General features: G+C 71.2%; 26 protein-coding genes. 13 read left to right on the top strand and 13 right to left on the bottom strand.

What is annotated here, in order from left to right; translation table 11 throughout:
* The first annotated feature begins 64 nt into the window (after nucleotides 1-64).
* A complete protein-coding gene (locus VAB18032_RS03590; RefSeq protein WP_043719599.1) occupies nucleotides 65-769 on the top strand; it encodes an HAD family hydrolase in 705 nt (234 codons plus the stop codon).
* Nucleotides 770-779: 10 nt separating this feature from the next.
* On the opposite strand, the gene VAB18032_RS03585 is transcribed toward VAB18032_RS03590, so the two are convergent.
* A complete protein-coding gene (locus VAB18032_RS03585) occupies nucleotides 780-1244 on the bottom strand; it encodes a hypothetical protein (RefSeq protein WP_050814691.1) in 465 nt (154 codons plus the stop codon).
* Between the two features lie 83 nt (nucleotides 1245-1327).
* Complete coding sequence (locus VAB18032_RS03580; RefSeq protein WP_013731415.1) at nucleotides 1328-2197, bottom strand: PhzF family phenazine biosynthesis protein; 870 nt, start codon at nucleotides 2195-2197, stop codon at nucleotides 1328-1330.
* 33 nt (nucleotides 2198-2230) lie between these two features.
* On the opposite strand from VAB18032_RS03580, the gene VAB18032_RS03575 reads away from it, so the two are divergent.
* The 3 genes from VAB18032_RS03575 (at nucleotide 2231) to VAB18032_RS03565 (ending at nucleotide 5351) form a co-directional block, all read left to right on the top strand.
* Nucleotides 2231-3514, top strand: coding sequence for a magnesium transporter MgtE N-terminal domain-containing protein (locus tag VAB18032_RS03575; protein ID WP_043722887.1), 1284 nt, complete (start codon nucleotides 2231-2233; stop codon nucleotides 3512-3514).
* Nucleotides 3507-4136, top strand: a complete 630-nt coding sequence (locus VAB18032_RS03570) for a DUF1003 domain-containing protein (RefSeq protein WP_013731413.1) — start codon at nucleotides 3507-3509, stop codon at nucleotides 4134-4136. Before VAB18032_RS03575 ends, VAB18032_RS03570 begins: the two co-directional genes overlap by 8 nt.
* A gap of 66 nt (nucleotides 4137-4202) precedes the next feature.
* Nucleotides 4203-5351 (top strand): Mrp/NBP35 family ATP-binding protein, encoded by a 1149-nt coding sequence (locus VAB18032_RS03565; protein WP_013731412.1) that lies wholly within the window; start codon nucleotides 4203-4205, stop codon nucleotides 5349-5351.
* An 88-nt stretch (nucleotides 5352-5439) separates the two neighbouring features.
* Here the strand turns inward: VAB18032_RS03565 and VAB18032_RS03560 are convergent, their stop codons facing one another.
* Nucleotides 5440-5862, bottom strand: coding sequence for a twin-arginine translocase TatA/TatE family subunit (locus tag VAB18032_RS03560; protein ID WP_013731411.1), 423 nt, complete (start codon nucleotides 5860-5862; stop codon nucleotides 5440-5442).
* 72 nt (nucleotides 5863-5934) lie between these two features.
* Entirely contained in the window at nucleotides 5935-7257 is a 1323-nt protein-coding gene (locus tag VAB18032_RS03555) for a S1C family serine protease (protein ID WP_013731410.1), read from the bottom strand.
* Nucleotides 7258-7538: 281 nt separating this feature from the next.
* On the opposite strand from VAB18032_RS03555, the gene VAB18032_RS03550 reads away from it, so the two are divergent.
* Nucleotides 7539-8126: an O-methyltransferase gene (locus VAB18032_RS03550; protein ID WP_043722884.1), complete on the top strand. Its 588-nt coding sequence runs from the start codon at nucleotides 7539-7541 to the stop codon at nucleotides 8124-8126.
* Between the two features lie 38 nt (nucleotides 8127-8164).
* Here the strand turns inward: VAB18032_RS03550 and VAB18032_RS03545 are convergent, their stop codons facing one another.
* Together VAB18032_RS03545 and VAB18032_RS30465 are read right to left on the bottom strand one after the other, a co-directional pair.
* Nucleotides 8165-9631: a leucyl aminopeptidase family protein gene (locus VAB18032_RS03545; RefSeq protein ID WP_013731408.1), complete on the bottom strand. Its 1467-nt coding sequence runs from the start codon at nucleotides 9629-9631 to the stop codon at nucleotides 8165-8167.
* Nucleotides 9632-9803: 172 nt separating this feature from the next.
* The gene (locus tag VAB18032_RS30465) at nucleotides 9804-9971 is read right to left on the bottom strand and encodes a DUF3117 domain-containing protein (RefSeq protein WP_013283866.1); all 168 of its coding nucleotides are present in this window, start codon (nucleotides 9969-9971) and stop codon (nucleotides 9804-9806) included.
* A 190-nt stretch (nucleotides 9972-10161) separates the two neighbouring features.
* Here VAB18032_RS30465 and VAB18032_RS03540 point away from each other — a divergent pair, with 190 nt between their 5' ends.
* Complete coding sequence (locus VAB18032_RS03540) at nucleotides 10162-10986, top strand: PaaX family transcriptional regulator (RefSeq protein WP_013731407.1); 825 nt, start codon at nucleotides 10162-10164, stop codon at nucleotides 10984-10986.
* Nucleotides 10983-11771, top strand: coding sequence for an enoyl-CoA hydratase-related protein (locus VAB18032_RS03535; protein WP_013731406.1), 789 nt, complete (start codon nucleotides 10983-10985; stop codon nucleotides 11769-11771). Before VAB18032_RS03540 ends, VAB18032_RS03535 begins: the two co-directional genes overlap by 4 nt.
* Before the next feature lie 5 nt (nucleotides 11772-11776).
* Here VAB18032_RS03535 and VAB18032_RS03530 read toward each other — a convergent pair whose 3' ends face one another.
* From VAB18032_RS03530 to VAB18032_RS03515, 4 genes are all read right to left on the bottom strand, one after another.
* Nucleotides 11777-12403 carry a hypothetical protein gene (locus tag VAB18032_RS03530; protein WP_013731405.1) on the bottom strand — a complete coding sequence of 209 codons (627 nt, stop codon included), beginning with the start codon at nucleotides 12401-12403 and terminating at the stop codon, nucleotides 11777-11779.
* Between the two features lie 4 nt (nucleotides 12404-12407).
* A complete protein-coding gene (locus VAB18032_RS03525) occupies nucleotides 12408-12995 on the bottom strand; it encodes a DNA-3-methyladenine glycosylase I (protein WP_013731404.1) in 588 nt (195 codons plus the stop codon).
* Between the two features lie 76 nt (nucleotides 12996-13071).
* Nucleotides 13072-13569, bottom strand: a complete 498-nt coding sequence (locus VAB18032_RS03520) for an SRPBCC family protein (protein ID WP_013731403.1) — start codon at nucleotides 13567-13569, stop codon at nucleotides 13072-13074.
* Nucleotides 13566-14171: a DivIVA domain-containing protein gene (locus tag VAB18032_RS03515; RefSeq protein WP_013731402.1), complete on the bottom strand. Its 606-nt coding sequence runs from the start codon at nucleotides 14169-14171 to the stop codon at nucleotides 13566-13568. The genes VAB18032_RS03520 and VAB18032_RS03515 overlap by 4 nt, the downstream gene beginning before the upstream one ends.
* Before the next feature lie 141 nt (nucleotides 14172-14312).
* Between VAB18032_RS03515 and folP the strand changes: the two genes are divergently transcribed.
* Nucleotides 14313-15182, top strand: coding sequence for a dihydropteroate synthase (folP, locus tag VAB18032_RS03510; protein WP_013731401.1), 870 nt, complete (start codon nucleotides 14313-14315; stop codon nucleotides 15180-15182).
* 48 nt (nucleotides 15183-15230) lie between these two features.
* Here the strand turns inward: folP and ndhC are convergent, their stop codons facing one another.
* Complete coding sequence (gene ndhC / locus VAB18032_RS03505; RefSeq protein WP_013731400.1) at nucleotides 15231-15608, bottom strand: NADH-quinone oxidoreductase subunit A; 378 nt, start codon at nucleotides 15606-15608, stop codon at nucleotides 15231-15233.
* Between the two features lie 220 nt (nucleotides 15609-15828).
* On the opposite strand from ndhC, the gene VAB18032_RS03500 reads away from it, so the two are divergent.
* Nucleotides 15829-17676 (top strand): 2-oxoacid:acceptor oxidoreductase subunit alpha, encoded by a 1848-nt coding sequence (locus VAB18032_RS03500; RefSeq protein WP_013731399.1) that lies wholly within the window; start codon nucleotides 15829-15831, stop codon nucleotides 17674-17676.
* Entirely contained in the window at nucleotides 17669-18706 is a 1038-nt protein-coding gene (locus VAB18032_RS03495; RefSeq protein WP_013731398.1) for a 2-oxoacid:ferredoxin oxidoreductase subunit beta, read from the top strand. Before VAB18032_RS03500 ends, VAB18032_RS03495 begins: the two co-directional genes overlap by 8 nt.
* A 70-nt stretch (nucleotides 18707-18776) precedes the next feature.
* On the opposite strand, the gene VAB18032_RS03490 is transcribed toward VAB18032_RS03495, so the two are convergent.
* Nucleotides 18777-19790, bottom strand: coding sequence for a potassium channel family protein (locus VAB18032_RS03490; protein ID WP_013731397.1), 1014 nt, complete (start codon nucleotides 19788-19790; stop codon nucleotides 18777-18779).
* Between the two features lie 206 nt (nucleotides 19791-19996).
* Here VAB18032_RS03490 and VAB18032_RS33445 point away from each other — a divergent pair, with 206 nt between their 5' ends.
* Both VAB18032_RS33445 and VAB18032_RS03480 read left to right on the top strand, forming a co-directional pair.
* Nucleotides 19997-20833: a helix-turn-helix domain-containing protein gene (locus VAB18032_RS33445; protein WP_013731396.1), complete on the top strand. Its 837-nt coding sequence runs from the start codon at nucleotides 19997-19999 to the stop codon at nucleotides 20831-20833.
* A gap of 158 nt (nucleotides 20834-20991) precedes the next feature.
* The gene (locus VAB18032_RS03480; RefSeq protein WP_013731395.1) at nucleotides 20992-21579 is read left to right on the top strand and encodes a ClpP family protease; all 588 of its coding nucleotides are present in this window, start codon (nucleotides 20992-20994) and stop codon (nucleotides 21577-21579) included.
* Nucleotides 21580-21836: 257 nt separating this feature from the next.
* On the opposite strand, the gene VAB18032_RS03475 is transcribed toward VAB18032_RS03480, so the two are convergent.
* Nucleotides 21837-22580, bottom strand: a complete 744-nt coding sequence (locus VAB18032_RS03475; RefSeq protein WP_013731394.1) for a class I SAM-dependent methyltransferase — start codon at nucleotides 22578-22580, stop codon at nucleotides 21837-21839.
* A gap of 317 nt (nucleotides 22581-22897) precedes the next feature.
* Between VAB18032_RS03475 and VAB18032_RS03470 the strand changes: the two genes are divergently transcribed.
* Nucleotides 22898-25564, top strand: coding sequence for an HAD-IC family P-type ATPase (locus tag VAB18032_RS03470; RefSeq protein ID WP_013731393.1), 2667 nt, complete (start codon nucleotides 22898-22900; stop codon nucleotides 25562-25564).
* Nucleotides 25565-25616: the final 52 nt, after the last annotated feature.

Below are 25616 nucleotides of genomic sequence, written 5' to 3'. Positions count from 1 at the left end.
ATTCGGTTACGATCATGCGCGTCCCCGTCGGGACCCTCTTCTCGCGCCGGAGGCGCCCCTTCCCATGCCCAGATTCCAGGCAGTGCTATTCGATTTCTTCGGCACGCTGACCGGTCCGATCCGACGCGGCAGCGGCCACCGTGCCACTGCCGAGTTGCTCGGTTGCCCACCGGACGCCTACATCGACGTGCTCGACCGCACCTTCTACGAACGCGCCAGCGGACGCTTCGGCGACGCCGAGGCGACCCTGCGTTGGGTCTGCGACCAGGTCGGCGTACGCCCGTCGCCGGAGGCGCTGCGCGCGGCGGTGGCCTGCCGACGGCAGGCGGTACGCGCCGACACCCGACTGCGGGCGGACGCCGTGCCGACCCTGCGGGCGCTACGCGAACGAGGCATGCGCACCGGGGTGATCAGCGACTGCACCCACGAGCTACCGGCGATCCTGCCCGAGCTGGCCGTCGCACCCCTGCTCGACGTGCGGATCTTCTCCATCCAGGCGAAACGCTGCAAGCCGGACCCGGCGCTCTACCTGGCCGCGTGCACCTGGCTCGGCCTGCCGCCGGCGGACTGCCTCTATGTCGGCGACGGGGGCAGCCAGGAGTTGACCGGCGCGCAGCAGGCCGGACTGAGCGCCGTCCGGCTGGCCGCTCCCGATCTGGTCGACCACCTGGCCTTCAACGTCGACAACGACTGGGGCGGCCCGGCCCTGGGCACGCTCGGTGAGGTGGTCCACCTGGTCGACGGCACACCGGTGGCGGTGCCGTCCTGACCGGGTGAGGTCAACGGCGGCGCACCCGGTGCAACCGGAACGGCTTCCGCGCGGCCCGGACCGCCGATGTCGGCCGGGGTGGCTCGGCGAGCGAGTCGGCCGGCAACTGCCCGCCGTGCACCACGTCGCCGGCGGGCCTCAGCCGCACCAGCGCACAGTCGTCGGCCGCCCAGCGGGCCACCAGGTCGGCCGTCGAGCCGGGCGCGTTGAGTCGCTTCGCCCCCACCAGCGGGGCCAGCGTGTCCCACTCGTCGGTCCCGGGCAGCACCCGGGACACCCGCGCCCGCCAGGTCACGATCCGGCCGCCGTGGTCACCGCGGAGCGTCACCTGCGCCTCGTCGGCCTCGGCCAGCCCCGGTGCGGCCTGCTCGCCGGGACCACTTACCACGCAGAGCGCACCCTCCAGCGGGACGCACCACAACGCGAGGGCCGGGCCGTCGGCCACCGTCACCCAGGCCACCGAGGCCTTCTTCATCGCCTCGTCGACCAGCGGAGTGCTGTTGTGCTCGTCGGTCACCACGGCATCCTCTCGCACCCGGCCCGTCCCGCGCCGCCCGGTCAACCGACGAAGGGCGGAACCAGGATCTCGCCCTTGGCCACCGCCATCACCTGGCCGGAGACGGTCGCGCCCAGCACCGTACCCCCGGCCGCGGTGACCGTGCAGGCCAACGACGACGGCCGTCCCATCTCGACGCCCTGCCGGACGGTGTACGACGACCGTTCGTCAGCCGGCAACAGGCCACTGGCGACCAACCACACCCCGAGCCCGAGCGCCGCCGAGCCGGTCGCCGGATCCTCCGGCACGCCGAGGCCGGGCACGAAGACCCGGGCGTACGCGGTTTGCGTCGCCGCGTCCCAGGAGAAGACGCTGACATGCTCGATTCCGTACCGTCGCGCCGCGAGCGGGTCCACCTGTGCCCGGGCCAACGCCTCGGGGCGTACGGGCAGGAAGGGGAACTCCAGGCCACAGCCGGCCACCCGGGGTGCCGGACCGACGTGGTCGCCGGCCGCCAGGCCCGCCATCTCCAGCAGCGGCTCGGGATCCAGTTCCGGGCCGAGGGTGGGCATGCCACCGGTAAGCGTCGCGCCGCTCTCGGTCACCTCGATCGGCAACACACCGGCACCGCACTCCTGGGTGACCTGGCCCGGCTCGAACAGACCGCGTCGGCTCGCGGTGACCGCCGCGCCCACACTGGGGTGCCCGGCGAACGGCAACTCCTCGACCGGCGTGAAGATCCGGGCCCGGTACGTGACGCCGACCTGCGTGGCGGGCAGCACGAAGACGGTCTCCGAAAGGTTGAACTCCCGGGCCAACGCCTGCATCTGCTCGGTGGCCAGCCCTTCGGCACCGAACACCACCGCGAGCGGGTTTCCCGCGTACGGACGAGCGGTGAACACGTCCACGATCTCGTAAGCCAAGGTCGACATGTTGATAAACCCTAGGCGCTTAGGCTGGTGCCCGTGAGCACGCCGACCCGGGTGTACATCGCCCGCCTCGCCGGAGTCGCCGTCTTCGACCCCAACGGTGACCAGGTGGGACGGGTTCGTGACGCGGTGGCACGGCTGCGGGCGGGCCAGCGCCCACCCGAGGTGGTGGGCCTGGTCGCCGAGATGCCGATGCGGCGGCGCATCTTCCTGTCCATCAACCGGATCACCTCCATCGACGCCGAAGCCGTCGTGCTGGGCAGCGGGACGCTCAACCTGCGCCGGTTCGAGAAGCGCCCCAACGAGCTGCTGGTGCTTCAGGAACTGCTGGATCGCCGGGTGCAGGTCCAGCCGGAGGGCCGGGCGGCGACGGTGGTCGACGTGGCGATGGAGTGCAGCCGAAGCGGCGAATGGTCGCTGGCCCGGGTGGCCGTACGGGAGCAGACCGGCCGCCTCGCCCGCCGGGGCAACCTGCACCAGGTCGAGTGGGACAACGTACGCGGGCTCAGTGGCGTCGCCGACACCCGTGGCACCGCCAACCTGCTGGCCGTGCTGGAGGACATGCGCCCGGCCGATCTGGCCAACGCGTTGCAGGACCTGCCCGACCGCCGGCGCAACGAGGTCGCGGCAGCCCTGGACGACCAACTGCTCGCCGACGTGCTCAGCGAGCTGCCGGAGCACGACCAGGTCGAGATCCTCGCCGCGCTGGACCGCGAACGGGCGGCCGACGTCCTGGAGGAGATGGACCCGGATGACGCCGCCGACCTGCTCGGCGAGCTGTCGCCGCCGGATCAGGACGTGCTGCTGGACCTGATGGAGCCGGACGAGGCCGATTCGGTGCGGCAGCTGTTGAAGTACACGCCGGGCACCGCCGGCAGCGTGATGACCTCCGAACCGGTCATCCTGCCCCCGGACGCCACGGTCGCGGAGGCCCTCGCCCGGATCCGGGAGCCGCAGCTCTCCCCGGCGGTGGCCGCCCAGGTCTTCGTGACCCGCGCGCCGATGACCACGCCGACCGGCCGCTACCTGGGGATGGTGCATTTCCAGCGGTTGCTGCGTGAGCCGCCCGCCGACATCCTCGGCGGGGTGGTGGTCAACGACATCGACCCGTTGCGTCCGACCACGCCCCTGCCGGAGATCACCCGCCGGATGGCCACCTACGATCTGGTGGCCATGCCGGTGATCGATCGGAACAATCGACTGGTGGGCGCGGTCACCGTGGACGACGTGCTGGACCATTCGCTGCCTCGGGACTGGCGGGACCGGGACGCGGTCATGAGCACCAACGGCGACCCGGCGACGGAGGACACGGATGTCTGAACAGCGCCGGGCGGAACGGCTCGACCTGCCCCGGGAGCCCCGTGGGCTGAAGCTGCCCCGGGTCGACCAGGAGACCTTCGGCCGCTGGGCCGAGGGCATCGCCCGCGGCATGGGTACGGCGAACTTCATCGTCTACATGACGCTTGTCATCTGCGCCTGGTTCGCCTGGAACACGCTCGCCCCGGCGGGCCTGCGCTTCGACCCGTACACCTTCACCTTCCTGACCCTGGTGCTGTCCATCCAGGCCTCGTACGCCGCACCGCTGATCCTGCTCGCCCAGAACCGGCAGGCCGACCGCGACCGGGTGGCGTTCGACGAGGACCGCCGCCGGGCCACGTTGCAGAAGGCCGACACGGAGTACCTGGCCCGGGAGATCGCCGCGCTGCGGATCGCGCTGGGTGAGGTGGCGACCCGGGACTTCGTCCGCTCGGAGCTGTCCCGGTTGGCCGAGGAGTTGGACGAGGCCGCGCAGCGCCGGCAACGGTTGGAGCGCCGGCAGCGGGAGGGTACGACCGGACGGGCCGGCGGGGACGGTCTCGACGAGCCGCGTGACGACCTGGACGGTGATCATCCGAAAGACGGCCGGCGGGACACCGATACCCCGCACCGCCCGAAAACCTGATCGAATCGCTCACAACCACCGCCGCTGGCACCGGTGACGCTGAGCCACCGACGTAACATTGCCGCCATGTCAGCTCCCGTCAGCACCGTCAACGACGCTGTTCAGGCCGCTCTGGCCACCGTCAACGACCCGGAGATCCGCCGGCCGATCACCGAACTCGGCATGGTCCGCTCCGCCGAGGTCGACCAGGACGGTGTGGTCCGGGTCGAGCTGCTGCTCACCGTGGCCGGCTGCCCGCTGAAGGACAAGCTGCGCTCGGACATCACCGCCGCGGTGAGCGCGGTGAGCGGGGTCACCGGTGTCGAGATCGAATTCGGCGTGATGAGCCCGGAGCAGCGCCAGGGTCTTCAGGCCAAGCTGCGGGGCGGCAGCGCCGGCGAGGAACCGGTCATCCCCTTCGCCCAGCCCGGCTCCCGCACCCGGGTGTACGCGGTGGCCAGCGGCAAGGGCGGCGTGGGGAAGTCCAGCGTGACGGTGAACCTGGCTGCCGCGCTGGCCGCCCGGGGCCTGTCGGTCGGCGTGGTCGACGCGGACATCTATGGACACTCCGTGCCGCGGATGCTCGGCGCGGACGGCCGTCCCACCCGGGTCGAAGACATGATCATGCCGCCGCAGTCGCACGGCGTGAAGGTCATCTCGATCGGCATGTTCACCTCCGGCAACGCCGCCGTGGTCTGGCGCGGGCCGATGCTGCACCGGGCGTTGCAGCAGTTCCTCGCCGACGTCTACTGGGGCGACCTCGACGTGCTCCTGCTCGACCTGCCGCCGGGCACCGGTGACGTGGCCATCTCCCTGGCCCAGTTGCTGCCCAACGCGGAGATCCTGGTGGTCACCACGCCCCAGGCCGCCGCCGCCGAGGTGGCCGAGCGGGCCGGCGCGATCGCGCTGCAGACCCACCAGCGGGTGGTCGGTGTGATCGAGAACATGTCCTGGCTGGAGCTGCCGGACGGCTCCCGGATGGAGGTCTTCGGCGCCGGTGGCGGCCAGACCGTGGCCGACTCGCTGACCCAGACCATCGGCGCGCAGGTGCCGCTGCTGGGCCAGGTGCCGCTGGACACCCGGGTACGCGAGGCCGGCGACGAGGGAAACCCGATCGTGCTCGCCGCACCGGACTCCCCGGCGGCGCAGGCGTTGAACAAGGTCGCCGACCGGCTCGCGGTGCGCCGCGAGTCGCTGCTCGGCAAGCCGCTCGGCCTCAAGCCGTCCGGTCGCTGACCCGCTCCGCTCGCAGCAAACCACGACCGCCGGCCACCCGAGAGGGTGACCGGCGGTTCGGCGTGGGGAGGCATCCGCAGGCGCGGGCTCAGGTGACCTCGTCGTAGCTGGCGCTGCGCGGTGCCGGCGCGGTCGCGGGTGGCGAGGCGGTCGCGGAGGAGCCGGGGGTACGCGGGTCCGCCGCGGTAGCCACGTCCTTGATGTCCTTCTGCACCTTTGTGACATCCGACCGCAGATCGTCGTACATGCCCTGGAGGGGTTTACGGATCGCCTGCTCGTCTTCCTCGCTGAGCAGGTGCTTGCGGATGAACGCCTTCGGGTGCAGGTCCTCCAACTGGATGTCGGTGCCGAGTTCCTTGCTCAGGTCGGTGGTCGCGTTACGGGCCATGTTGCGCAGGTTCCGCACCATGCGCAGGCCGTCGCCGATCACCGCCGGCAGCCGGTCACCGAAGATCAGCAGCGCCAGCAACAGCAGCGCGCCGACCTCCCACACGTTCAGGTTCTCGAACACCCCTGGGGCCTCCTCACCGGGCTACGCAGCAAGACTACGCACGTCACGGGCCGGTCAGAAGGGGGGACGAGCTCACTTCGCGTCGGCCGCGAGGGTCACCGAGGTGTTTTGCCGGGTGGCGCCTCGGCGGTACTCGACCGTCACCACCGAGCCGGGCGCGTACTTGCGGACCAGGGCGATCAGGTCGGTCGGCTCGGTCATCGGCCGGCCGTTGAGGCGCAGGATCACGTCACCGGCCCGCAGACCCGCACCGGCCGCCGGGCCGGACGGCTCCACGGCCGCCAGGCGTACGCCGGAGCCGTTGGTGTTCGACCCGGGTCCACCCACCTGGGCGCCGATCACCGTACGGCGGGCCTTGCCGGTGCCGATGATCTCCTGGGTGATCCGCTTCGCCTGGTTGATCGGAATGGCGAAGGCGAGCCCGATGTTGCCGGCCTCCTGCCCCTCCGACACCAGCGACTTGATCGTGGAGTTGACGCCGATCACCCGCCCGGCCGCGTCGACCAGCGGCCCGCCCGAGTTGCCGTGGTTGACGGCGGCGTCGGTCTGGATCGCGGCGTAGTAGCGCGTCGGGCCGCCCGGCTCGCCGGCCTGCATCGTCCGGTCCAGGGCGCTGACGATGCCCGCCGTCACCGTGTTGGCCAGGGACAGCGGCGAACCGATGGCCAGCACCGGGTCGCCGACCGCGAGTGCGTCGGAGTCACCGAACTCGACCGGACGCAGCCCGCTACGAGTGACTTTGATCACCGCGATGTCGGACTCCTCGTCCTGCCCCACCACGGTCGCCGGGGCCGTACTGCCGTCGTTGAAGACCACGGACGCCTTGCCGGTGCCACCGGCGACCACGTGATCGTTCGTGATCACGTGCCCGTCGGCGCTGACGATGAACCCGGAGCCCTCGCTGATGCCGGCCACCCCCGCCATCCGGACGGTGACGACGCTGGGCAGGACCCGTTCGGCGACCCCGGCCAGTGAGTCCGGTGGACGCTGGGCGAGCGCGGGCGCCGGACCCGGCGCGGCACCGAGCACCGGCCCGGCGGCACCTCCGCGTACGGCGAACGCGTAGCCGAGCGCACCGCCCAGGGTGCCCGCGAGCAACGCCGTGATCAGGGGAATGAGCAGCATCTGGCGCAGTTTCGGGTGCCGGGGCGCATCCGGATCGGTCACCGGCTCCGGCTCGGTTCCCGGCATCGGTGCGGCCGGTACCACCACCGCCGCCGGGGCGTACGGATCACGCCACGGGTCGGCGAGCGCATCGGACCACCACGGCGAGGCAGCCGACTGCCCGCCGTACGGCGGTGTCGTCGGTGCGCCTCCCGGCGGGTGTCCGGGCCCCGGCGTGCCTGCCGGTGCGCCGCTCGCGCCGGGCTGGCGCCAGTCCCAGCCGTCGGTCACTCGGTGCCTCCCAGTCCGTCCCCGGTATCCGCGATCCGCGATGGATGCCGCCGGACGTGCGGTCGACGGGATACCGCTTCCAGGATTGCACGGATGTGCCGCATGGGGTCAGCGGTTGTCACCGCGGGTGGGTGCCCGGCTGCGCCCGTGGCGGGCCGCCTCTAGAGTCACAGTGCCCACCCGCCCCCCGCTTCACGCTCGCTGCCCGGAGGTGTCCCATCGCCACGGTCGCTGGTTCCGGCAGTTCGGCGAACCCGGCGTTGCACTTCGCCGAGTCGTACGTGCCCGAGGACCTCGTGCTACGGACCGCGCGCAGTCTGGCCAACGAGGTCGGCCTCGACGCGGTCACCCCCGGGGCCGGTGCCGCGTTGCGCCTGCTCGCCGCAGCCGGTAACGCCCGCGCGGTGGTCGAGATCGGCACCGGCACCGGGGTCAGCGGGGTCTGGCTGTTGCGCGGCATGCGCCCCGACGGTGTGCTCACCACCATCGACGTGGAGGTCGAGCACCAGCGCATCGCCCGACGCATCTTCACCGAGGCGGGCTTCGTCGCCGGCCGGACCCGGATCATCACCGGGCGGGCGCTTGACGTCCTGCCCCGGCTCGCGGACGGCGCGTACGACCTGGTCTTCGTCGACGCCGAGGCGACCGGCTTCACCGCCTGCGTGGACGCCGCGCTGCGGCTGCTGCGGCCCGGCGGTGTGCTGGTGCTCAACGGCGCGCTGGCCGGCGGCCGGATCGGTGACCCGGCCGCCCGCGACGCGGAGACGGTGACGGTGCGCGAGGCGGTCAAGGCCATCCGGGAGTCGGAGCACTGGATCCCGGCGCTGCTGCCGGTCGGGCACGGCCTGCTGGCCGCGGTCCGCTGCTGACCTGCCGCGTTCCGCGCTGACCTGGCCGCAGGGCGATCTCAGCGGAGCGTGGCCAGCCACCGCAGCAGGCCGCGTACGCCCCACCCGGTCGCACCCCGGGTCAGCTCCGCGTCGTCCCGCTCGCACCAGGAGGGTGCCGACATGTCGATGTGCAGCCACTTCTCGCGCAGCTCGCCGGTGAACTCGCGCAGGTAGAGCGCGGCCAGCACGGAACCCCCGCCCTGGGTCGGCGCGCTGTGCAGGTCGGCCAGTTCGCTGCCGAGGTGCTCGACGTAGTCGGTCGGCAACGGCATCCGCCAGGCGGCCTCGCCGGCCTCCGCGACCGCGGCCAGCACATCGTCGGCGAGCTGGTCGTTGTCGCTGTAGAGGGCACCGGTACGGGTGCCGAGCGCGATGGCGTTCGCCCCGGTCAGGGTGGCCAGGTCGATCAGCAGGTCGGGCTTGAGCTCCGCGACGGCGTACGCCAGGGCGTCGGCGAGCACCAGCCGCCCCTCCGCGTCGGAGTTCGTCGTCTCGCTGGTCAGCCCGCCGTAGTGCCGGATGATGTCGCCGGGGCGGAACGCCGCGCCGCTGACCATGTTCTCGGCCAGCGGGGCCAGCGCGGTGATGCGCACCGGCAGTTGCAGCGCCGCCGCACCGAGGGTCGCCGCCACGACGGCAGCCGCACCGGCCATGTCCTTGCGCATCAGCTTCATGGCCGGCACCGGCTTGATCGAGATGCCGCCGGTGTCGAAGGTGATGCCCTTACCCACAAGCACCACATGGGTGCTCGCCTCGGCCGGTTGCCAGTCCAGCTCGACCAGCCGGGGACCGCTCGCCGAGCCACCGCCGACGGCGAGGATTCCGCCGAAGCCCTCGGCGGCCAACTCCTCGGGCTCACGCACCCGCAGCCGCAGTCCGGGCAGGTCAGTGGCGGCGGCAGCGACCTGGTCGGCGAACCACTGCGGGTTCTTCACCGAGGAGGGCGTGTTGGTGAGGTCGCGGGCCAGCCGGGTCATCGTGGCGGTGGTGCGGGCCACCTCCAGCGCCTGCTGGTAGGCCTCCGGCTCGGCGACCGCCAGGTCCACGCCGGTCAGCGCGGGCGCCTCGGCGTCGGCACCCAGCCGGTAGCGGTAGGAGGCCAGCAACAGCCCTTCGACCAGACCACGGACCGCCTCGGCCGACACACCGACCGGCAACGCCACTGTGATATGGGTCTCATCTTTGCCCGCTCGGGCCAGTGCCGCCCCTGCGGAGCGCCAACCCGGCTCGTCGCCGTCCCCGATGCCGACCAGCAGCAGTCGAGCCGGAGCAGCGCCCGGGCGAAGCTGCCGATGCGCTTCGCCGGCCCGGCCGGTCAGCCTGATCATCGAAGCCAACGCAGCAGCCTCGTCGGCGACCTCTGCGGGCAGTGCCACGGCGGTGGGAACCGGTGCGGCCGACGCGTCGGCGGCGGCGCCCGGTCGCAGGGGCAGTGCTACGGCGTCGAGCTGGTCCGGCTCGGCGATCAGACGAATGGCGAGCACGCGGAGCCGTACCTCCTGAAGAAGATCGCGGGTCGAATTGCCCACGAAATGGTATGAAGGCCCTGAGCCACCGGTCGAGCCGGTGCCTCAGGGCCTGGGTACGGCTGCGGGAGCCGTACCCGAAACGAACCGTCCGCGGCGGCGAACATCGCCGACCAGACCGACCTTCGTATCAGCCGGCCGCCGCCTTCAGCGCGTCACCGAGCGCGGTCGCCTCGTCGGGAGTCATCTCGACGACGAGCCGGCCACCACCCTCCAGCGGGACCCGCATGACGATGCCCCGGCCCTCCTTGGTGACTTCCAGCGGACCGTCGCCCGTCCGCGGCTTCATCGCCGCCATGTTGTCTCCCCTCAGACCTACACCAGGGTCGGTGGGTTGCCCCACAGCCACTTCGCCATGACCTCCCGCAACTTGCACGGGGGCGTCGACCAACGATTTTCCCTGATGAACACCGCCGGACCCAAACCGAAGCAGCATTGATGTAACAGCATCTAGCTTATCCCGAGATGGCCTGTCACAATGTGCGGTCATGCAGGCACGGTCGGCACTATTCGACCTGTACGGCGACCACCTCCGGCCCCGGGGTGGCCGGGCACCGGTTGCTGCCCTGGTCAAACTCCTGGCTCCGCTCGGGATCGCGCCGCCGGCCGTTCGTACCGCGGTGTCCCGCATGGTGCGACAAGGCTGGTTGGAACCGGTCAAACTGATGTCCGGCCCCGGATATTCGATCACACCCAAGGCGGGCCGCCGACTCGACGACGCCGCCTCCCGGATCTACCGCACCGGCCGGGTCACCTGGGACGGACGGTTCGACCTGCTGGTGCTCGACGCCCCGTCCGCCCGGCGGGACCGGCAACGCCTCGCCGCTAACCTCCGCTACCTCGGCTACGGCACGCTCGACGAGCAGGTCTGGGTGGCCACCCGGCCCGGCGAGGACGTCGACCTGATGCTTGACGAGGCGGGCGTACGCTTCGAGCGGTTCAGCGCCGCGCACGCCGCCGGCACCCCCGGCGCGATGGGCCTGGTCCGCCGGGCCTGGGACCTGGCCGAGATCGGCCGGGCCTACGAACAGTTCGTCGCCGAGCAGCGCGCCCTGCTGAGCGGAATCACCGCGCGCAGCGGCGACGAGGAGGCGTACGCGGCCCGATTCCGGTTGGTGCACGCGTGGCGTACCTTCCTCTTCCGAGACCCGCAGCTGCCCCCGGCGCTGCTGCCCGAGCGCTGGCCCGGCACCGCCGCGGCCAGCTTCTTCGACCGGCACGCGGCCCGGCTCCGGCCGGCGGCGGACCGGTACGTCGAGCAGTGCCTCGACGGTGGTAACCGGATGATCCGACAGAAGGAACGCCAGACGTGACCGAACTGCTCGTCGACCGCACCGATGCCGTCGTCACCCTCACCCTGAACCGCCCGTCGGCGATGAACTCGCTGAACGTGGCGCTCAAGGAGGCCCTGCGGGACACTCTCGCCGAACTGGAAGCCGACCGCAGTTGCCGGGCGGTCGTGCTGGCCGGCGCCGGCGGCTCGTTCTGTGCGGGACAGGATCTGCGCGAGCACGTGGCCACCCTCGAATCGGGTGCCGGGAAGACCCTGGACACGGTCCAGGCGCACTACAACCCGATCGCCGCCCGGCTGTCCAGCCTGCCCAAGCCGGTGGTGGCCGCCGTCCGTGGCATGGCCGCCGGGGCTGGCGCCTCGCTGGCGTTCCTGGCCGACATCCGCGTCGGTGGGCCGTCGACCAAGTTCCTGATGGCGTTCGCCAAGGTCGGTCTCGCCGCCGACACCGGCGCGTCGTGGACGCTGCCCCGGCTGGTCGGCCACGCCAAGGCCATCGAGCTGCTGATGCTCGCCGAGCCGGTGGGCGCCGACGAGGCGTGCCAGCTCGGCCTGCTCAACCGGATGGTGGACGACGACGAGGGCGTGCTGCCGGCCGCTCAGGAACTCGCCGCCCGGCTCGCCGCCGGCCCGACCGTGGCGTACGGCGCGATCAAGCGTCAGCTCTCCGTCGCCGACGCCGGCACGCTTGCCGACGCGCTGGCCGCCGAGGCGCAGGCACAGGCGATCTGCGGCGGCACCAACGACCACCGGGCGGCCACCATGGCCTTCGTCAACAAGCAGCGGACCGTCTTCGAGGGCCGCTGAGAACGTCAGTCGTCCTCTTCCGGATCCTGGTTCGCCTCCGCGCCGAGCACGAACGCCTGCATCGACAACTCGTCGCCGGAGGGTGAGACGAAGGCGGGAAGCTCCTGCGGGCCGAGTTCCTGCACGTACGCCCAGAACAGCCGGACCGCCTCCGCCGGCGAGTCGGCCTCGATCGGCAGATCCAGGCTGACCAGCCAGGACTGTCGCTGCGGCGGGGGTCCGAGCCGCTCCACCAGGTCGCGGAAGGCCCCCGCGTCGAGGGCAGTCACCGGGCCGCCGAGGGCGAGCGTGTCGGCCGGCACCGGTTCGTCGAAGGCCCGCCGGGTGTACGTCACCACAAGCGCCTGCGGCCCACGGTCGGACTGCGGGTCGTCCGGATCCTCCGGAAGCCAGCTGGTCGGCGCGGCCACCCGGCCCACCGCCACCAGCCGCAACGGCTCGTCGGCCAGCACCGCGACCTGGTCACCGACGCGCGGCAGGGCGGCGACGTCCGCCAGGCCGGTCAACTCCAGCGTGTCGTGGTGCACGAGGCGCTCGGCGTCGTACCGGCCGGCGGGCAGGAGCACCGCCCAGGTGCCCGTACCGTCGGCCTGGCTCGCCCCGTCCACCCGGGGTGCGGTGTCGGTCGTCATGCCTCTATCCCATCACGGCCGCACCGGGCGGCACGACGTGACAGCCCGCGACGTGATCGTCGACCATCCCGGTGGCCTGCATCAGCGCGTACGCCGTGGTCGGGCCGACGAACCGGAAGCCACGCCGCTTGAGTGCCTTGGCCATCGCCGTGGAGGCGTCGGTCAGGGCCGGCACCTCGGCGAAGCTGGCCGGCCGGGGCCGATTCGGCGGCGCGAAGGACCAGAGCAGCTCGGACAGGCCCTCGGGCAACTCCAGAGCGGCCCGGGCGTTCGCGATCGCTGCTTCGATCTTGGCGCGGTTGCGGACGATGCCGGTGTCGGCGAGCAGCCTTGCCACGTCGGCCTCGCCGTAGCCGGCGACCGCGCTGATCCGGAAGTCGTCGAAGGCCCGCCGGAACGCCTGCCGCTTGCGCAGAATCGTCAGCCAGGACAACCCGGACTGGAACGCCTCCAACGTCATTCGTTCGTAGAGGGCGTCGTCTCCGCGCACCGGGCGGCCCCACTCCTCGTCGTGGTAGACCACGTAGTCGGCAGTGCCCGCGCCCCAGGGGCAGCGCGGTAGCCCGTCGTCCCCGATCACCAGGTCAGTCACGGCATCCAGGCTAGGACCACCCACCGACAGGCCGGCGGCGCGCCGTGGTGCCGGGCCGAGCGACGGTGGGACGAACTCAGGGCAGGCGACCCTGCTCGACCTGACGGGCGAAGCGTCGTAGCGCCTGGGTCAGACCGAACTTCGAGCCGGGCCAGAGCACCGGCCAGGCCACCCGGCCGGCCGGGCCACCCGGCAGATGGAACCACTCGTGCCAGACCACCTGGCTGCGCCCGCTCGCCAACGGGGTGCAGCGCAGCACCCCCGGCCCACGCAGCAGCGTGCCGCAGTGCACCACGCCGATCTCGTACGGCGCGTCCACCCGTACCACCCGCATCCGGTCCCGCAGCACGGTCGGGCCGAGCGTGGTGACCGCCTCGACCAGGCTGCCCTCGCCGCCGTCCCCCTCGACCACGCGCACCGTGGTGAACGGGATCCACTCGGACTGTCGCTCCCAGGCGAGCAGCGCCGCGAAGACCTGCTCCGCCGGGGCGTTGACGATCACGGTGGCGGTGACCTCACCGGCACCCCGTTGGGCCGCCTCGCGAAGCTCGTCCGCCGCGTCGGGGTCGGTCACGGCGACTCCGCGCGCACCGCCGACGCGCGCGGCTCCTCCTCCGCGACCCCGTCGCCCTCCTCCGCCCTGGTCGCCAGGTCCGTCTTGGCCGCTGCGTCCGCCTTGGTCGCCGGGTCCGCCTTGGTCGCCGGGTCGGTCGGCTTCGTCGTCGTGTCGTCCGGCTCGGCGTCGTGCTTGTCGAGGTCGATGTCGACCGCGCCGTCGCTGTCGCGCGTCGCCTCGGGTGCCGGGCCGCGGGCCAGGCTCGCGGACTGCTCACGGGCGCTGCGCAAGGCGTCGGCCTCGGCCGTCCGTCCCTCCCGCAGCGCGGTCACCTCGGCCTCCAGTACGCCGATCAGCTCGGTCTTGTACCCGATGTCGTACGCCGCCCGACGCATCGCCTGGTCGACCTGGGCCATCCGGTACCCGCGCAACGCGGTGTCGAAGCGCACCTCGCCGACGTCCGACTCGCGCAGTGGCCGGTCGCCGGGCAACGGCACCGCACGGCCGTCCGCCTCGGCCGGCACCAGGCCGGGATCCTGGCCGTTGACCAGGACCGTCACGCCGAACACCACCGCCGCGACGGTGACCGCCACGACCACCAGGAGCAGAAGCTGACCCATGTACTGATCGTGGCATGTCCGGCGGTGCAGAGCGACCCCTCCCGGCGTGCCGTACCGGACGGGCCCCGCCACCTGCGACCGGATAGCGTCACGGTGTCCGGCGGTGGGTCGCCGGGCGGCGTACGGCGTGAAGGAGGCGGGGTGTCCGGGGTGCTGCGGCTCGGTGGACGCACGTTCGACCCCGACGAGCTGGTGGTGATGGCGATCGTCAACCGCACTCCGGACTCGTTCTTCGACCGGGGCGCGACGTTCGCCGCCGACAGCGCTCTGCGGGCCGTGGAACGGGCCGTGGACGAGGGCGCGGAGATCGTCGACATCGGCGGGGTGAAGGCCGGCCCCGGTGCCGAGGTCGACGTGGCCGAGGAGATCCGCCGTACCGTCGACACCATCGCCGCCGTCCGGGCCGCCTTTCCCGACGTGGTGATCTCGATCGACACCTGGCGGGCCGAGGTCGCGGTGGAGGCGGTCGCGGCCGGCGCGGACCTGCTCAACGACACCTGGTCGGGGGCGGATCCGGCGCTGGCCCAGGTCGCCGCCCGCACCGGTGCCGGCCTGGTCTGCTCGCACGCCGGCGGGCTCAGTCCGCGTACCCGCCCGCACCGGGCCGCCTTCGCCGACGTGGTGACCGACGTGGTGACGACGGTGACCGGGCTCGCCGAACGTGCGGTGTCACTCGGCGTACGCCGGGACGGGATCCTCATCGACCCGGCGCACGACTTCGGCAAGAACACCCGGCACTCGCTGGAGATCACCCGGCGGCTCGGCGAACTGACCGCCACCGGTTGGCCGCTGCTGGTCGCCCTGTCGAACAAGGACTTCGTCGGCGAGACGTTGGACCTGCCGGTCGACGAGCGGCTGGAGGGCACGCTGGCCGCCACCGCGGTCTCCGCCTGGCTGGGTGCCCGGGTCTTCCGCGCCCACCAGGTACGCCCGACCCGACGCGTCCTGGACATGGTCGCCAGCATCCGGGGCAACCGTCCACCGGCGGTCAGCCGACGAGGACTCGCCTGAGAGCCAGGGGCTCGTCTGAGCCGACAGGGCTCGTTTGAGCCCGGCGGGTCAGGTCCAGTGCAGGATCCGGCGCCGCCACGCGTAGAGCAGCCCGAGGGCGAGCACGGCCACGAAGATCGCCATCTCCACGACGGTGACCAGGCCGAAGTCCGGACGGTCGAAGATCAGCGCCCACGGGAAGAGGAAGACCGCCTCGACGGCGAAGAGAACGTACAGGTAGGCGTAGACGTAGTAGCGGATCTGCATCTGCGCCCAGTCGCCACCGACCGGGTCGACGCCGCACTCGTAACTTGCCCGTTTTCCGGGTGGATCGGCTGGTCGAGCGGGCCGCAGCACCCGGTTCGCCGAGAACGCAACTACCAAGAAGAGGACGCTGACGAGCAGCAGCAGCCCGAGCGTCGCGTACGAGCCCAGATAGCCGGTCACAGCAGGTCAGCCTACCGTCCGGTGGTCGGGGCCACGACCGGCAGCGCGGCGGTGATCTGGATTACCCGGACGGCACGAAACAGCGCAACACGCCACATAAACCTCCACATTTCGGTCCCAGGGAACGGACCTCCGGCAAAGGTGCGAGGTCGATTCGACGTAGGCTCTCGGGTGAGGACGACGCGCCGCACCGCGGCGCGCAGCGAAGCGAGGTGCGGGCGTGACCAAGCAGATCCGCCAACTGGACCGAGTGGTCATCCGATTCGCCGGTGACTCCGGCGACGGCATGCAGCTCACCGGTGACCGGTTCACCTCGGAGACAGCCCAGTTGGGCAACGACATCTCCACGCTGCCCAACTTCCCCGCCGAGATCCGGGCGCCCGCCGGCACCCTGCCGGGCGTGTCGAGCTTCCAGGTGCACTTCGCCGACTACGACATCCTGACGCCGGGCGACGCACCGAACGTGCTGGTGGCGATGAACCCGGCGGCGCTCAAGGCGAACCTCACCGACCTGCCCCGCGGCGCGGACATCATCGTCAACACCGACGAGTTCACCAAGCGCAACCTGGCCAAGGTCGGGTACGCGAGCAGCCCGCTGGACGACGACACGCTCGACGGATACGCCGTGCACCCGGTGGCGCTGACCTCGATGACCATCGGCGCGCTGGCCGAGCTCGACGTGTCCAAGAAGGACGCCGAACGGGCCAAGAACATGTTCGCCCTCGGTTTGCTCAGCTGGATGTACTCCCGGCCGTACGAATCGACCCTGCGTTTCCTGGAGCGCAAGTTCGCCAAGCGCCCGGAACTGGTCGCGGCGAACGTGGCAGCCTTCAAGGCCGGCTGGAACTTCGGCGAGACCACCGAGGACTTCGCCGTCCGCTACGAGGTCAAGCCCGCGAAGATGCCGGCGGGCACCTACCGCAACATCACCGGCAACGCGGCGCTGTCGCTGGGCATCGTCGCCGCCGGGGTCCGTTCCGGTCTGCCGGTCTTCCTCGGGGCGTACCCGATCACTCCGGCCTCGGACATCCTGCACGAGTTGAGCAAGCACAAGCGCCTCGGCGTGACCACCATGCAGGCCGAGGACGAGATCGCCGCGATCGGTGCCGCGCTGGGAGCGTCGTACGGTGGTGCGCTCGGTGTGACCACGACCAGCGGTCCGGGGGTGGCTCTCAAGAGCGAGACGATCTCGCTGGCGGTGGCCCTGGAGTTGCCGCTGCTCATCGTCGACGTGCAGCGGGCCGGACCGTCCACCGGCATGCCGACCAAGACCGAGCAGGCCGACCTGAACATCGCGCTGTTCGGTCGGCACGGCGAGGCCCCGGTGGCGGTGATCGCCCCGAAGTCGCCCTCCGACTGCTTCTACGCCGCGCTGGAGGCGGCCCGGATCGCGCTGACGTACCGCACTCCGGTGATCCTGCTGTCGGACAACTACGTCGCCAACGGCTCCGAGCCGTGGCTGTTGCCGGACGTGGAGTCGCTGCCCGACCTGCGGGTCGAGTTCGCCACCGCGCCCAACGGCGAGGACGGCACCACCTTCCTGCCGTACCTGCGTGACCCGCAGACCCTGGCCCGGCCGTGGGCCATCCCGGGCACGCCCGGCCTTGAGCACCGCATCGGCGGTCTGGAGAAGGCCGACAAGACCGGCGACATCTCGTACGACCCGGCCAACCACGACTTCATGGTGCGTACCCGGGCCGCCCGGATCGAGACCATCCCGGTGCCGGACGTCGAGGTGGAGGATCCCGACGGCGACGCCCGGGTGCTGGTGCTCGGCTGGGGCTCGACGTACGGCCCGATCGGCGCGGCCTGCCGGGGCCTGCGCCAGCGCGGACTGCCGGTCGCGCAGGCGCACCTGCGACACCTCGCGCCGATGCCGGCGAACCTGGGCGCGGTGCTGCGCTCCTACGACCGGGTGGTCATCCCCGAGATGAACCTCGGCCAGCTCGCCCACGTGATCCGGGCGCGCTACCTGGTCGACGCGATCGGCTACAACCAGGTCCGCGGCCTGCCGTTCACCGCCGCCGAGCTGGAGACGATGCTGGAAGAGGTCCTGAAGAATGTCTGAGCCCGTCGCCCTCAAGCTCACCGCCAAGGACTTCAAGTCCGACCAGGAGGTGCGCTGGTGCCCCGGCTGCGGTGACTACGCGATCCTCGCGGCCGTCCAGCAGTTCATGCCGGAGCTGAACATCCCCCGGGAGAACATCGTCTTCGTCTCGGGCATCGGCTGCTCGTCGCGGTTCCCGTACTACATGAACACGTACGGCATGCACTCGATCCACGGCCGGGCCCCGGCGATCGCCACCGGCCTGTCGGTCTCCCGTCCGGACCTGTCGGTCTGGGTGGTGACCGGTGACGGTGACGCGCTCTCCATCGGCGGCAACCACCTGATCCACGCGCTGCGCCGCAACGTCAACCTCAAGATCCTGCTGTTCAACAACCGGATCTACGGCCTGACCAAGGGGCAGTACAGCCCGACCTCCGAGGTCGGCAAGATCACCAAGTCGACCCCGGTCGGCTCGGCGGACGCGCCGTTCAACCCGATCTCGCTGGCGCTGGGTGCGGAGGCCACCTTCGTCGGCCGGACCATCGACTCCGACCGCAAGCACCTCCAGTCGGTGCTGCGCGCCGCCGCCGAGCACGAGGGCTCGGCGTTCGTGGAGATCTACCAGAACTGCAACATCTTCAACGACGGGGCTTTCGACCAGCTCAAGGACCCGGGCATCCGGGACGATCACCTGATCCGCCTGGAGCACGGCCAGCCGATCACCTTCGGCAAGGACGGGCAGTTCTGCGTCGTACACCCGCCTGGTGGGTTCGGTCTGGAGGTCCGCGAGACCGCGAGCACCCCGGCCGAGGAGATCGTCGTGCACGACGCGGGCGTCGCCGACCCGGCGTACGCGTTCGCGCTGTCCCGGCTGCCCGGCTTCGACCTGCGGAACACCCCGATCGGGGTGTTCCGCTCGGTGGCCCGGCCGTCCTACGACAGTGTGGTGCAGGCGCAGGTCGCCGAGGCGAAGGCGAGCGTCACCGAGACCCCCGAGCAGCAGCTCGCCGGCCTGTTGGGCAGCGGCGACACCTGGACCATCGTCGGCTGACGACCGCAGCGAAGGGCGGGGCGTTCCATCGCGGAACGCCCCGCCCCTGCGTTCGGCCGCCCTGCCGGGGTCAGGGCAGGGTGTTGGCGGTGGGCCGGTCGTCGCGTACATGGACCAGCATGTCGCCGGTCTCGACGACCGCGCCCGCCTGGTCCGCCAGGGTGACCACCTTGCCACGCCGGACCAGTGCGATCACCAACGATTCCAGCTCGCGGGGATTCCGGCCGACCTCGTGCCGCTCGGCCGACCGCATGGCCAACGCCATGCCCTGACCGGGAGTCAGCAGATCCTCCACCACGTCGATCAGCGGTGGCGCGGAGGTGGACAGCCCGAGCAGCCGACCGGCGGTGGCCGAGGAGACGATCACGTGGTGTGCGCCGCTCTGCTTGAGCAGCGGAGCGTTCTCCGCCTCCCGGGCGGCGGCGATGATCCGCACCTGACCGGCGGTGAGCTGGCGTACGGTCAACGCCACAAGCACGGAGGCGTCATCGCTGTCGGTCGCGATGATCACCGCTTTGGCGGTCCGCACATGGGCCTGGTTGAGCACCGAGGACCGGGTCGCCGAGCCTTCGATCGCCACCAACCCGTTCGAGGTGGCCTGCCGCAACGCCGCCCCGCTGCGCTCCACCACGACGATCCGGGACTTGTCGAGCCCGTTCTCCTGGAGCGCCGAGATGGCGCTGCGACCCTTGGTGCCGTAGCCGCAGATGATGACGTGGTCCTTCAATTTCCTCTCCCACCGGTGCAGGCGACGTCCGGTCCGGTACTGCTCGGTCAGCACCTCCAGGGTGGTGCCGACCAGGATGATCAGGAACAGCACCCGGGCCGGGGTGATCAGCAGGACGTTCACCAGCCGAGCGCTCTGGGAGGCCGGCACGATGTCGCCGTAGCCGGTGGTCGACAACGAGACCACCGCGTAGTAGAAGCAGTCCAGCAGGGTCAGGCCGTCGTCGTTGATGTCGCGGTACTGGTCCCGTTCGAGATAGACCGCCGCGACCACGATCAACACCAGCCCGACGGCGGCGGCCAACCGTAGGCTCAACGCGCTCAGCGGGCCACGCCGCTGCGCGGGAAAATGGATCACCGCGGGACCTGCCCCGCCTCCGTCGCCTGCACGAGCACAACATAGCCCTTGGTCGGCAATCCGCACGCCGAGGTGCCCAAGCACCTGCTCTGCGGGTACGCAGTGCAGTTGGGTGGGCGGTGCAGGCGGGCGAGCGGGACGGCGTCGGCGACGCCGGCCGGGCATGATGGGTGGGTCAGCGCAGGACCGGCGAGAGTGAGGCCCGCATGTCGTTACTGCGACGGGTGATCGGCGTAGTGCTGCGCCGGGAACGCCAACGCCAAGGCCTGACGCTACGTGAGGTCGCCCGGGCCGCCGGAGTCTCCGTGCCCTACCTGTCCGAGGTGGAACGGGGGCGCAAGGAGGCGTCGTCCGAGGTGCTCGCGGCCGTCTGCCGCGCGCTCGGCCTCTACCTCTCCGACCTTCTCGAAGCGGTACGCGACGACCTGCGCCGGGTCGAACGCCGGATGCCCTCCACCCCGCTGGGTACGGCACCGCTCGGCAGCCAACCGCCTCCCGGCCGGCACGCCGGCGGCTCGGTGATCTCGTCCACCCGGTCCGCCTCCGGCGGCACCCCGAGCCCGGTCGCCCGACTCGGCGCGGTCGGATCCCATGCATCCTCGGGTTGGCTCAACGCCACCGGTGGGCTGGCGGGCTCCAGCAGTGGGCTTGCCGGCACCAGCGGTGGGCTTGCCGGCACCGTCGGGAACGAACTCGCCGGGTTGCCGTTCGGCGGGTTCGCACCCGTGGGCGGCGTCAGTGGAGGCCTGCGGATCACGGTGTTCACCGACCGACTCGACACCGAGGCGGACCAGCATGGTCGAGTGGTCGCCCGTGGTGCGCTGCGTCGCCCGGCAACGGTCACCAGGCCCAGCGGCAGCGCGCTGCGCCGAGCCCGACGGATGCGGTCCGCCGCGCTGACGGTCCGGTTGCTGGGTACGCCCTTCCGCTCCGACAGCCGCCCCCGGAACACCTCCCGGCGTGGGGGACGACCCGCAGGTCACCTCGTTCCCGGCGTACTCACCCCACTGCTCCGCTCGTCGCGCGACCTCGCCCACCACTAGACGTTCTGCCGAAGGCGGCGCCCCAGGGCCGTTCTGCCGAGGGCGAATCTGCCCCGGGCAGAACCACTGGGAGCCGGGTCCTGGTCCGGTCCAGCCTTGTGAAGGTGCCGGTTCCCGGGCGGTCGTCTCGCCCACCGGCGACGGGAGAGGTGGACGAGATGATCACCATGCTGGACGACGGGCAGCGGACCTTCGGCGACCAGGTGTTCGAGCGGCTGTTGCGGGAACGGATCGTCTTCCTCGGCAGCGAGGTGACCGACGAGGCCGCCAACCGGATCACCGCGCAGATCCTGCTGCTCGCGGCCGAGGACTCGACCCGCGACATCCGCCTCTACATCAACTCCCCCGGCGGCTCGGTCAGTGCCGGCATGGCCGTCTACGACACCATGCGCTTCGTGCCCAACGACGTGTCGACCCTGGCGCTCGGGCTGGCCGGCTCGATGGGCCAGTTCCTGCTCTGCGCGGGTACCGCCGGCAAGCGGTACGCCCTGCCACACACCCGGATCCTGATGCACCAGCCCTCGGGCGGCATGGGTGGCACCGCCTCCGACATCACCATCCAGGCAGAGAACATGCTGCACGTGAAGCGGACCATGCAGGAACTGATCGCCCGCCACAGCGGGCGCGACCTGACCGAGATCCAGCAAGACTGGGACCGCGACCGCTGGTTCACCGCCGAACAGGCCCGCACCTACGGCCTGATCGACCACGTCCTCACCACCACCACCCAAATCCCCACCCCCTAACCCCCTAGCCCCCCTCCCCACCCGCCCTCGCCGCGCCGCGCCGCGCCGCGCCGCGGCCGCGCCGCCCGCCCGACCGCCGCTTCGCTTCGTCGATCTTGCACTTCTGGTCGTCGAAATGCCCGAGTTGACACCACTTGCCGCGACAGTAAGTGCAAGATCGACGAGGTCGGTCAGCGTTGGGGTGGGGTGGGGTGGGGTGGGGTGGGGTCTGGGCGGGGCGGGCAGGGAGGGGCGGGCGGGGCGGGGAGGGCGGTCGGCTAGGGGCGCCGGAGGGCGCGTACCACGACGTCGTTCAGGGTGATCTCCCCGCGCGGGCCGGTGAGGGTGCGCTGACCCTCCTCTGCGGTGAGGATCTCCCATTCCGTCTCGTTCAGACGCGCCGTGATGGCTGCGGTGGTCGCCGACGCCTCGGCGGGGGGACGCTCTCCGACCTGGTGGCCATGCCCGTGCCCCCGGTCATGGCCATGACCTTGCTCATGGCTGTCACCCCGCTCATGACCAGGGTCTACGTGGCCCCGGCCCTGGTCGGGGTCGGGGTCGGGGTCGGGGTCGGCGGAGGGGTGCAGGTGGCCGACGATCAGCAGGGTGCCGGCCGGCGCCACCCATTCCGCGAGTCGGTCGTAGAACTCCAGTTGCGGCATCGCCGGATGGGCGTAGTGGGTGGTGACCAGATCGAAGCGTGTCTGCGGCACCCAGCGACTCAGGTCCGCCTCGATCCACGTCAGGCGTTCGGAAACCCCACTCGCCGCTGCGCGTTCGGCGGCGCGGGTGAGTGCCTCGGAGGAGATGTCAGCGGCGGTCACCTGCCAGCCCTGCGAGGCGAGCCAGATCGCCTCGGCACCGGCCCCGCATCCGGCGTCCAACGCCGCACCCGGTGCCAGGGTGCCGATCTCACGCACCAGATAGGGGTTCGGCGGCTTGCCGCTCATGGAGCCGGGACGGTCGACAGCGCCCTGCCGCCAGCGCTGCTCCCAGTACGCCTTGTCGAAGTCGTGCGCCACAGCCAATCCCCCGCTCCTGTCGTCAGGTTCGACGATGGTGGCAGCCACGGCACCGTTCGCCAAGTTTTCTTGCCAGTTCAGCAAAGACTGACCGAGTCGCGCTGCTCACGGGACACCGACTGCCTAACCTTTTTGTGCTGTTTGTCGGTCGCCTGACGGTGCATTGGCAGAGGATTTTCTCAACTGCTCAGGCTGAAGTGCGGTGCTCCCGGCCACGATGACCCGGCCCGGGTGCGCCTGAGCCGACGTCGGATTGCGAGGTGGCGGTGGGTTCTGAAGAGCCGGCCGAGTCACCGCGCCAGAACGGGCACCACGCCATGTCCTCCCACGAGGTGGTGCTCCTGCTCGAAACGGACCCGCGCCGTGGGTTGAGCACGGACGAGGCCGCGCGACGCCTGGAACGGTACGGGCGCAACCTGCTGCCTGCCGCCGGGGGCGGCGGCTTCCTGCGCCGGGCGCTGCGGCAGTTCCACAATCCGCTCATCTACGTGTTGATGGCGGCTGCGGTGATCACCGCGTTCCTCCACGAGTACGTGGACGCCAGCGTCATCTTCGGCGTCGTGCTGGTCAACGCCGTGGTCGGGTATGTGCAGGAGTCCAAGGCTGAGGCGGCGCTGGACAGCTTGCGGTCGATGGTGCGTACCGAGGCGCGGGTGGTGCGGGCGGGGCAGGAGCGGATGATCGCCTCAGAGGAACTGGTTCCCGGGGATCTGATCGTCCTGGAGGCGGGCGACAAGGTGCCGGCGGATCTGCGCCTGGTCCGCCTGGCCGAACTTCGGGTGGACGAGTCGGCGCTGACCGGCGAGTCGGTTCCGGTCACCAAGGACGAGGCGGAACTGCCCGAGGTGACCGCCGTGTCGGACCGGCGCAACATGGTCTACTCGGGCACGCTGGTCACGGCGGGCGGTGGTGCCGGCATCGCGGTGGCCACCGGCACCGAGACCGAGTTGGGGCAGATCCACCGGCTGGTCGGCGCGGCCGACAACCTGGCGACCCCGCTGACCAGCAAGCTTGCCTGGTTCAGCAAGGTGCTGACGGTGGCCATCCTCGTCCTGGCGGCGATGACCTTCGGTGTCGGTGTGCTGCGCGGCCAGGACGCGACCGAAACCTTCACCGCGGCCATCGCGCTGGCGGTGGGGGCGATTCCGGAAGGACTGCCGGCGGCCGTCACCGTCACGTTGGCCATCGGCGTGACGCGGATGGCGCGGCGGCGGGCGGTGATTCGCCGCCTGCCGGCGATCGAGACGCTGGGAAGCACCACGGTCATCTGTTCCGACAAGACGGGCACTCTGACCGAGAACCAGATGACGGTACGGGGGCTCTGGACGCCGGACGGCGAGTTCACCGTGAGCGGCTCGGGCTACCGCCCCGAGGGAGAGATCTGTGGCCCCTCCGGTGCGGTGGCCGACGAGGCGACGAGCGAGTCCCTGCGCTGGACTCTGCTGGCGGGCGCTGGCTGCAACGACGCCCGGGTACGCGAGGAGAACGGCGAGTGGGTCATCACCGGCGATCCGACCGAGGGGGCGATGCTTGTGGTCGCCGGGAAGGGCGGGATCGACCGCGCCCGGCTCGACAACACCTTGCCGCGTACCGCCACGATCCCGTTCAGCTCTGAGCGGCAGTACATGGCCACCCTGCACCGCGAACCCGACTCCGGGCGCGAGGTCGTGCTGGCCAAAGGCAGCGTGGAGCAGATCGTGTCGATGTGCCGTACGGAGATGAGCGGCGACGGGACGACCCGCCCGCTCGACACCGAGGCGGCCCTGCGCTGCGCAGAAGGGCTGTCCAGCCAGGGGCTCCGGGTGCTCGCGACAGCCGTACGTCGGGACGGGCGGTCCGGCGACTTCAACGAAGATCACCTGCCCGGCACGCTGACCCTGACGGGCCTGCAGGCGATGCTGGATCCGCCCAGGAGTGCCGCCGTGCCCGCGGTGCGCGCCTGTCACGACGCCGGGATCGGCGTGAAGATGATTACCGGGGATCATGCGGCGACGGCCACTGCCATCGCCACGAACCTCGCCATTCTCGGTGACGACCAGCAGGGAAGGGTGCTCACCGGCAGAGACCTGCAGACACTGCCGGCCGAGCGGTTCGCGGAGACGGTGGACCGCGCCACGGTGTTCGCGCGCGTGTCCCCGGAGCAGAAGCTGCGGCTGGTCGAGACGCTCCAGCGGCGCGGGCACGTGGTCGCGGTGACCGGCGACGGGGTGAACGACGCCCCGGCGTTGCGTCAGGCCAACATCGGCATCGCCATGGCGCGTACCGGAACCGAGGTGGCCAAGGATGCCGCCGACATGGTGCTGACCGACGACGACTTCGCCACCATCGAGGCCGCGGTCGAGGAGGGCCGCGGGGTCTTCGACAACCTCATCAAGTTCATCGTCTGGACGCTGCCGACGAACCTCGGTGAAGGGTTGGTCATCTTCGTGGCCATCATTCTGGGCGCGACCCTTCCGCTGCTACCGACCCAGATCCTGTGGATCAACATGACCACCGCCGTTCTGCTCGGCCTGATGCTCGCCTTCGAGCCGAAGGAGAGCGGCATCATGCGACGGCCGCCCCGCGACCCCCGACGACCACTGTTGACCGGCGCTCTCGTGGCCCGGATCGCCCTGGTGGCCGCGCTGCTCGTGGCCGGCGCCTGGCTGCTGTTCGAGTGGGAGCAGCGTCGGGGCGCCGGTGTGGCCGAAGCACGGACGGCAGCGCTCAACCTCTTCGTCGTGGTGGAGATGCTCTACCTGTTCAGCTGCCGTTCGCTCGTGCGTTCCGCCTGGCGCATCGGCTTCTTCACCAACCGCTGGGTCCTCGGCGGCGTACTGCTGCAGGCCCTGGCCCAGCTCGCCATCACCTACCTGCCGGCGATGAACAGCATCTTCGACACCGCGCCGATCGGCGGTGACGTCTGGCTGCGCATCTTCGCGGTCGGGGCCGCCGCCGCAGCCGTGGCCGCGCTCGACAAGCGACTCCGAAGGCACCTCGTCTGAGCCGTGGGATGGCAGTTCCGGTCGCTGTTCGATGTCGGCGCGCTTCCAGCCC

Origin of the sequence: Micromonospora maris AB-18-032, from assembly GCF_000204155.1 — a bacterium.
In the GTDB taxonomy this organism is placed as follows: domain Bacteria; phylum Actinomycetota; class Actinomycetes; order Mycobacteriales; family Micromonosporaceae; genus Micromonospora; species Micromonospora gifhornensis.
This window is presented reverse-complemented; position numbering and strand designations above follow the sequence as displayed.

Excerpts from the sequence above, each read along its gene's own strand:
- VAB18032_RS03590 (WP_043719599.1), top strand. The coding sequence starts at position 65 with ATGCCCAGATTCCAGGCAGTGCTATTCGATTTCTTCGGCACGCTGACC.
- VAB18032_RS03585 (WP_050814691.1), bottom strand. The coding sequence starts at position 1,244 with ATGAAGAAGGCCTCGGTGGCCTGGGTGACGGTGGCCGACGGCCCGGCC.
- VAB18032_RS03580 (WP_013731415.1), bottom strand. The coding sequence starts at position 2,197 with ATGTCGACCTTGGCTTACGAGATCGTGGACGTGTTCACCGCTCGTCCG.
- VAB18032_RS03570 (WP_013731413.1), top strand. The coding sequence starts at position 3,507 with ATGTCTGAACAGCGCCGGGCGGAACGGCTCGACCTGCCCCGGGAGCCC.
- VAB18032_RS03565 (WP_013731412.1), top strand. The coding sequence starts at position 4,203 with ATGTCAGCTCCCGTCAGCACCGTCAACGACGCTGTTCAGGCCGCTCTG.
- VAB18032_RS30465 (WP_013283866.1), bottom strand. The coding sequence starts at position 9,971 with ATGGCGGCGATGAAGCCGCGGACGGGCGACGGTCCGCTGGAAGTCACC.
- VAB18032_RS03540 (WP_013731407.1), top strand. The coding sequence starts at position 10,162 with ATGCAGGCACGGTCGGCACTATTCGACCTGTACGGCGACCACCTCCGG.
- VAB18032_RS03530 (WP_013731405.1), bottom strand. The coding sequence starts at position 12,403 with ATGACGACCGACACCGCACCCCGGGTGGACGGGGCGAGCCAGGCCGAC.
- VAB18032_RS03515 (WP_013731402.1), bottom strand. The coding sequence starts at position 14,171 with ATGGGTCAGCTTCTGCTCCTGGTGGTCGTGGCGGTCACCGTCGCGGCG.
- VAB18032_RS03495 (WP_013731398.1), top strand. The coding sequence starts at position 17,669 with ATGTCTGAGCCCGTCGCCCTCAAGCTCACCGCCAAGGACTTCAAGTCC.
- VAB18032_RS33445 (WP_013731396.1), top strand. The coding sequence starts at position 19,997 with ATGTCGTTACTGCGACGGGTGATCGGCGTAGTGCTGCGCCGGGAACGC.
- VAB18032_RS03480 (WP_013731395.1), top strand. The coding sequence starts at position 20,992 with ATGATCACCATGCTGGACGACGGGCAGCGGACCTTCGGCGACCAGGTG.
- VAB18032_RS03470 (WP_013731393.1), top strand. The coding sequence starts at position 22,898 with ATGTCCTCCCACGAGGTGGTGCTCCTGCTCGAAACGGACCCGCGCCGT.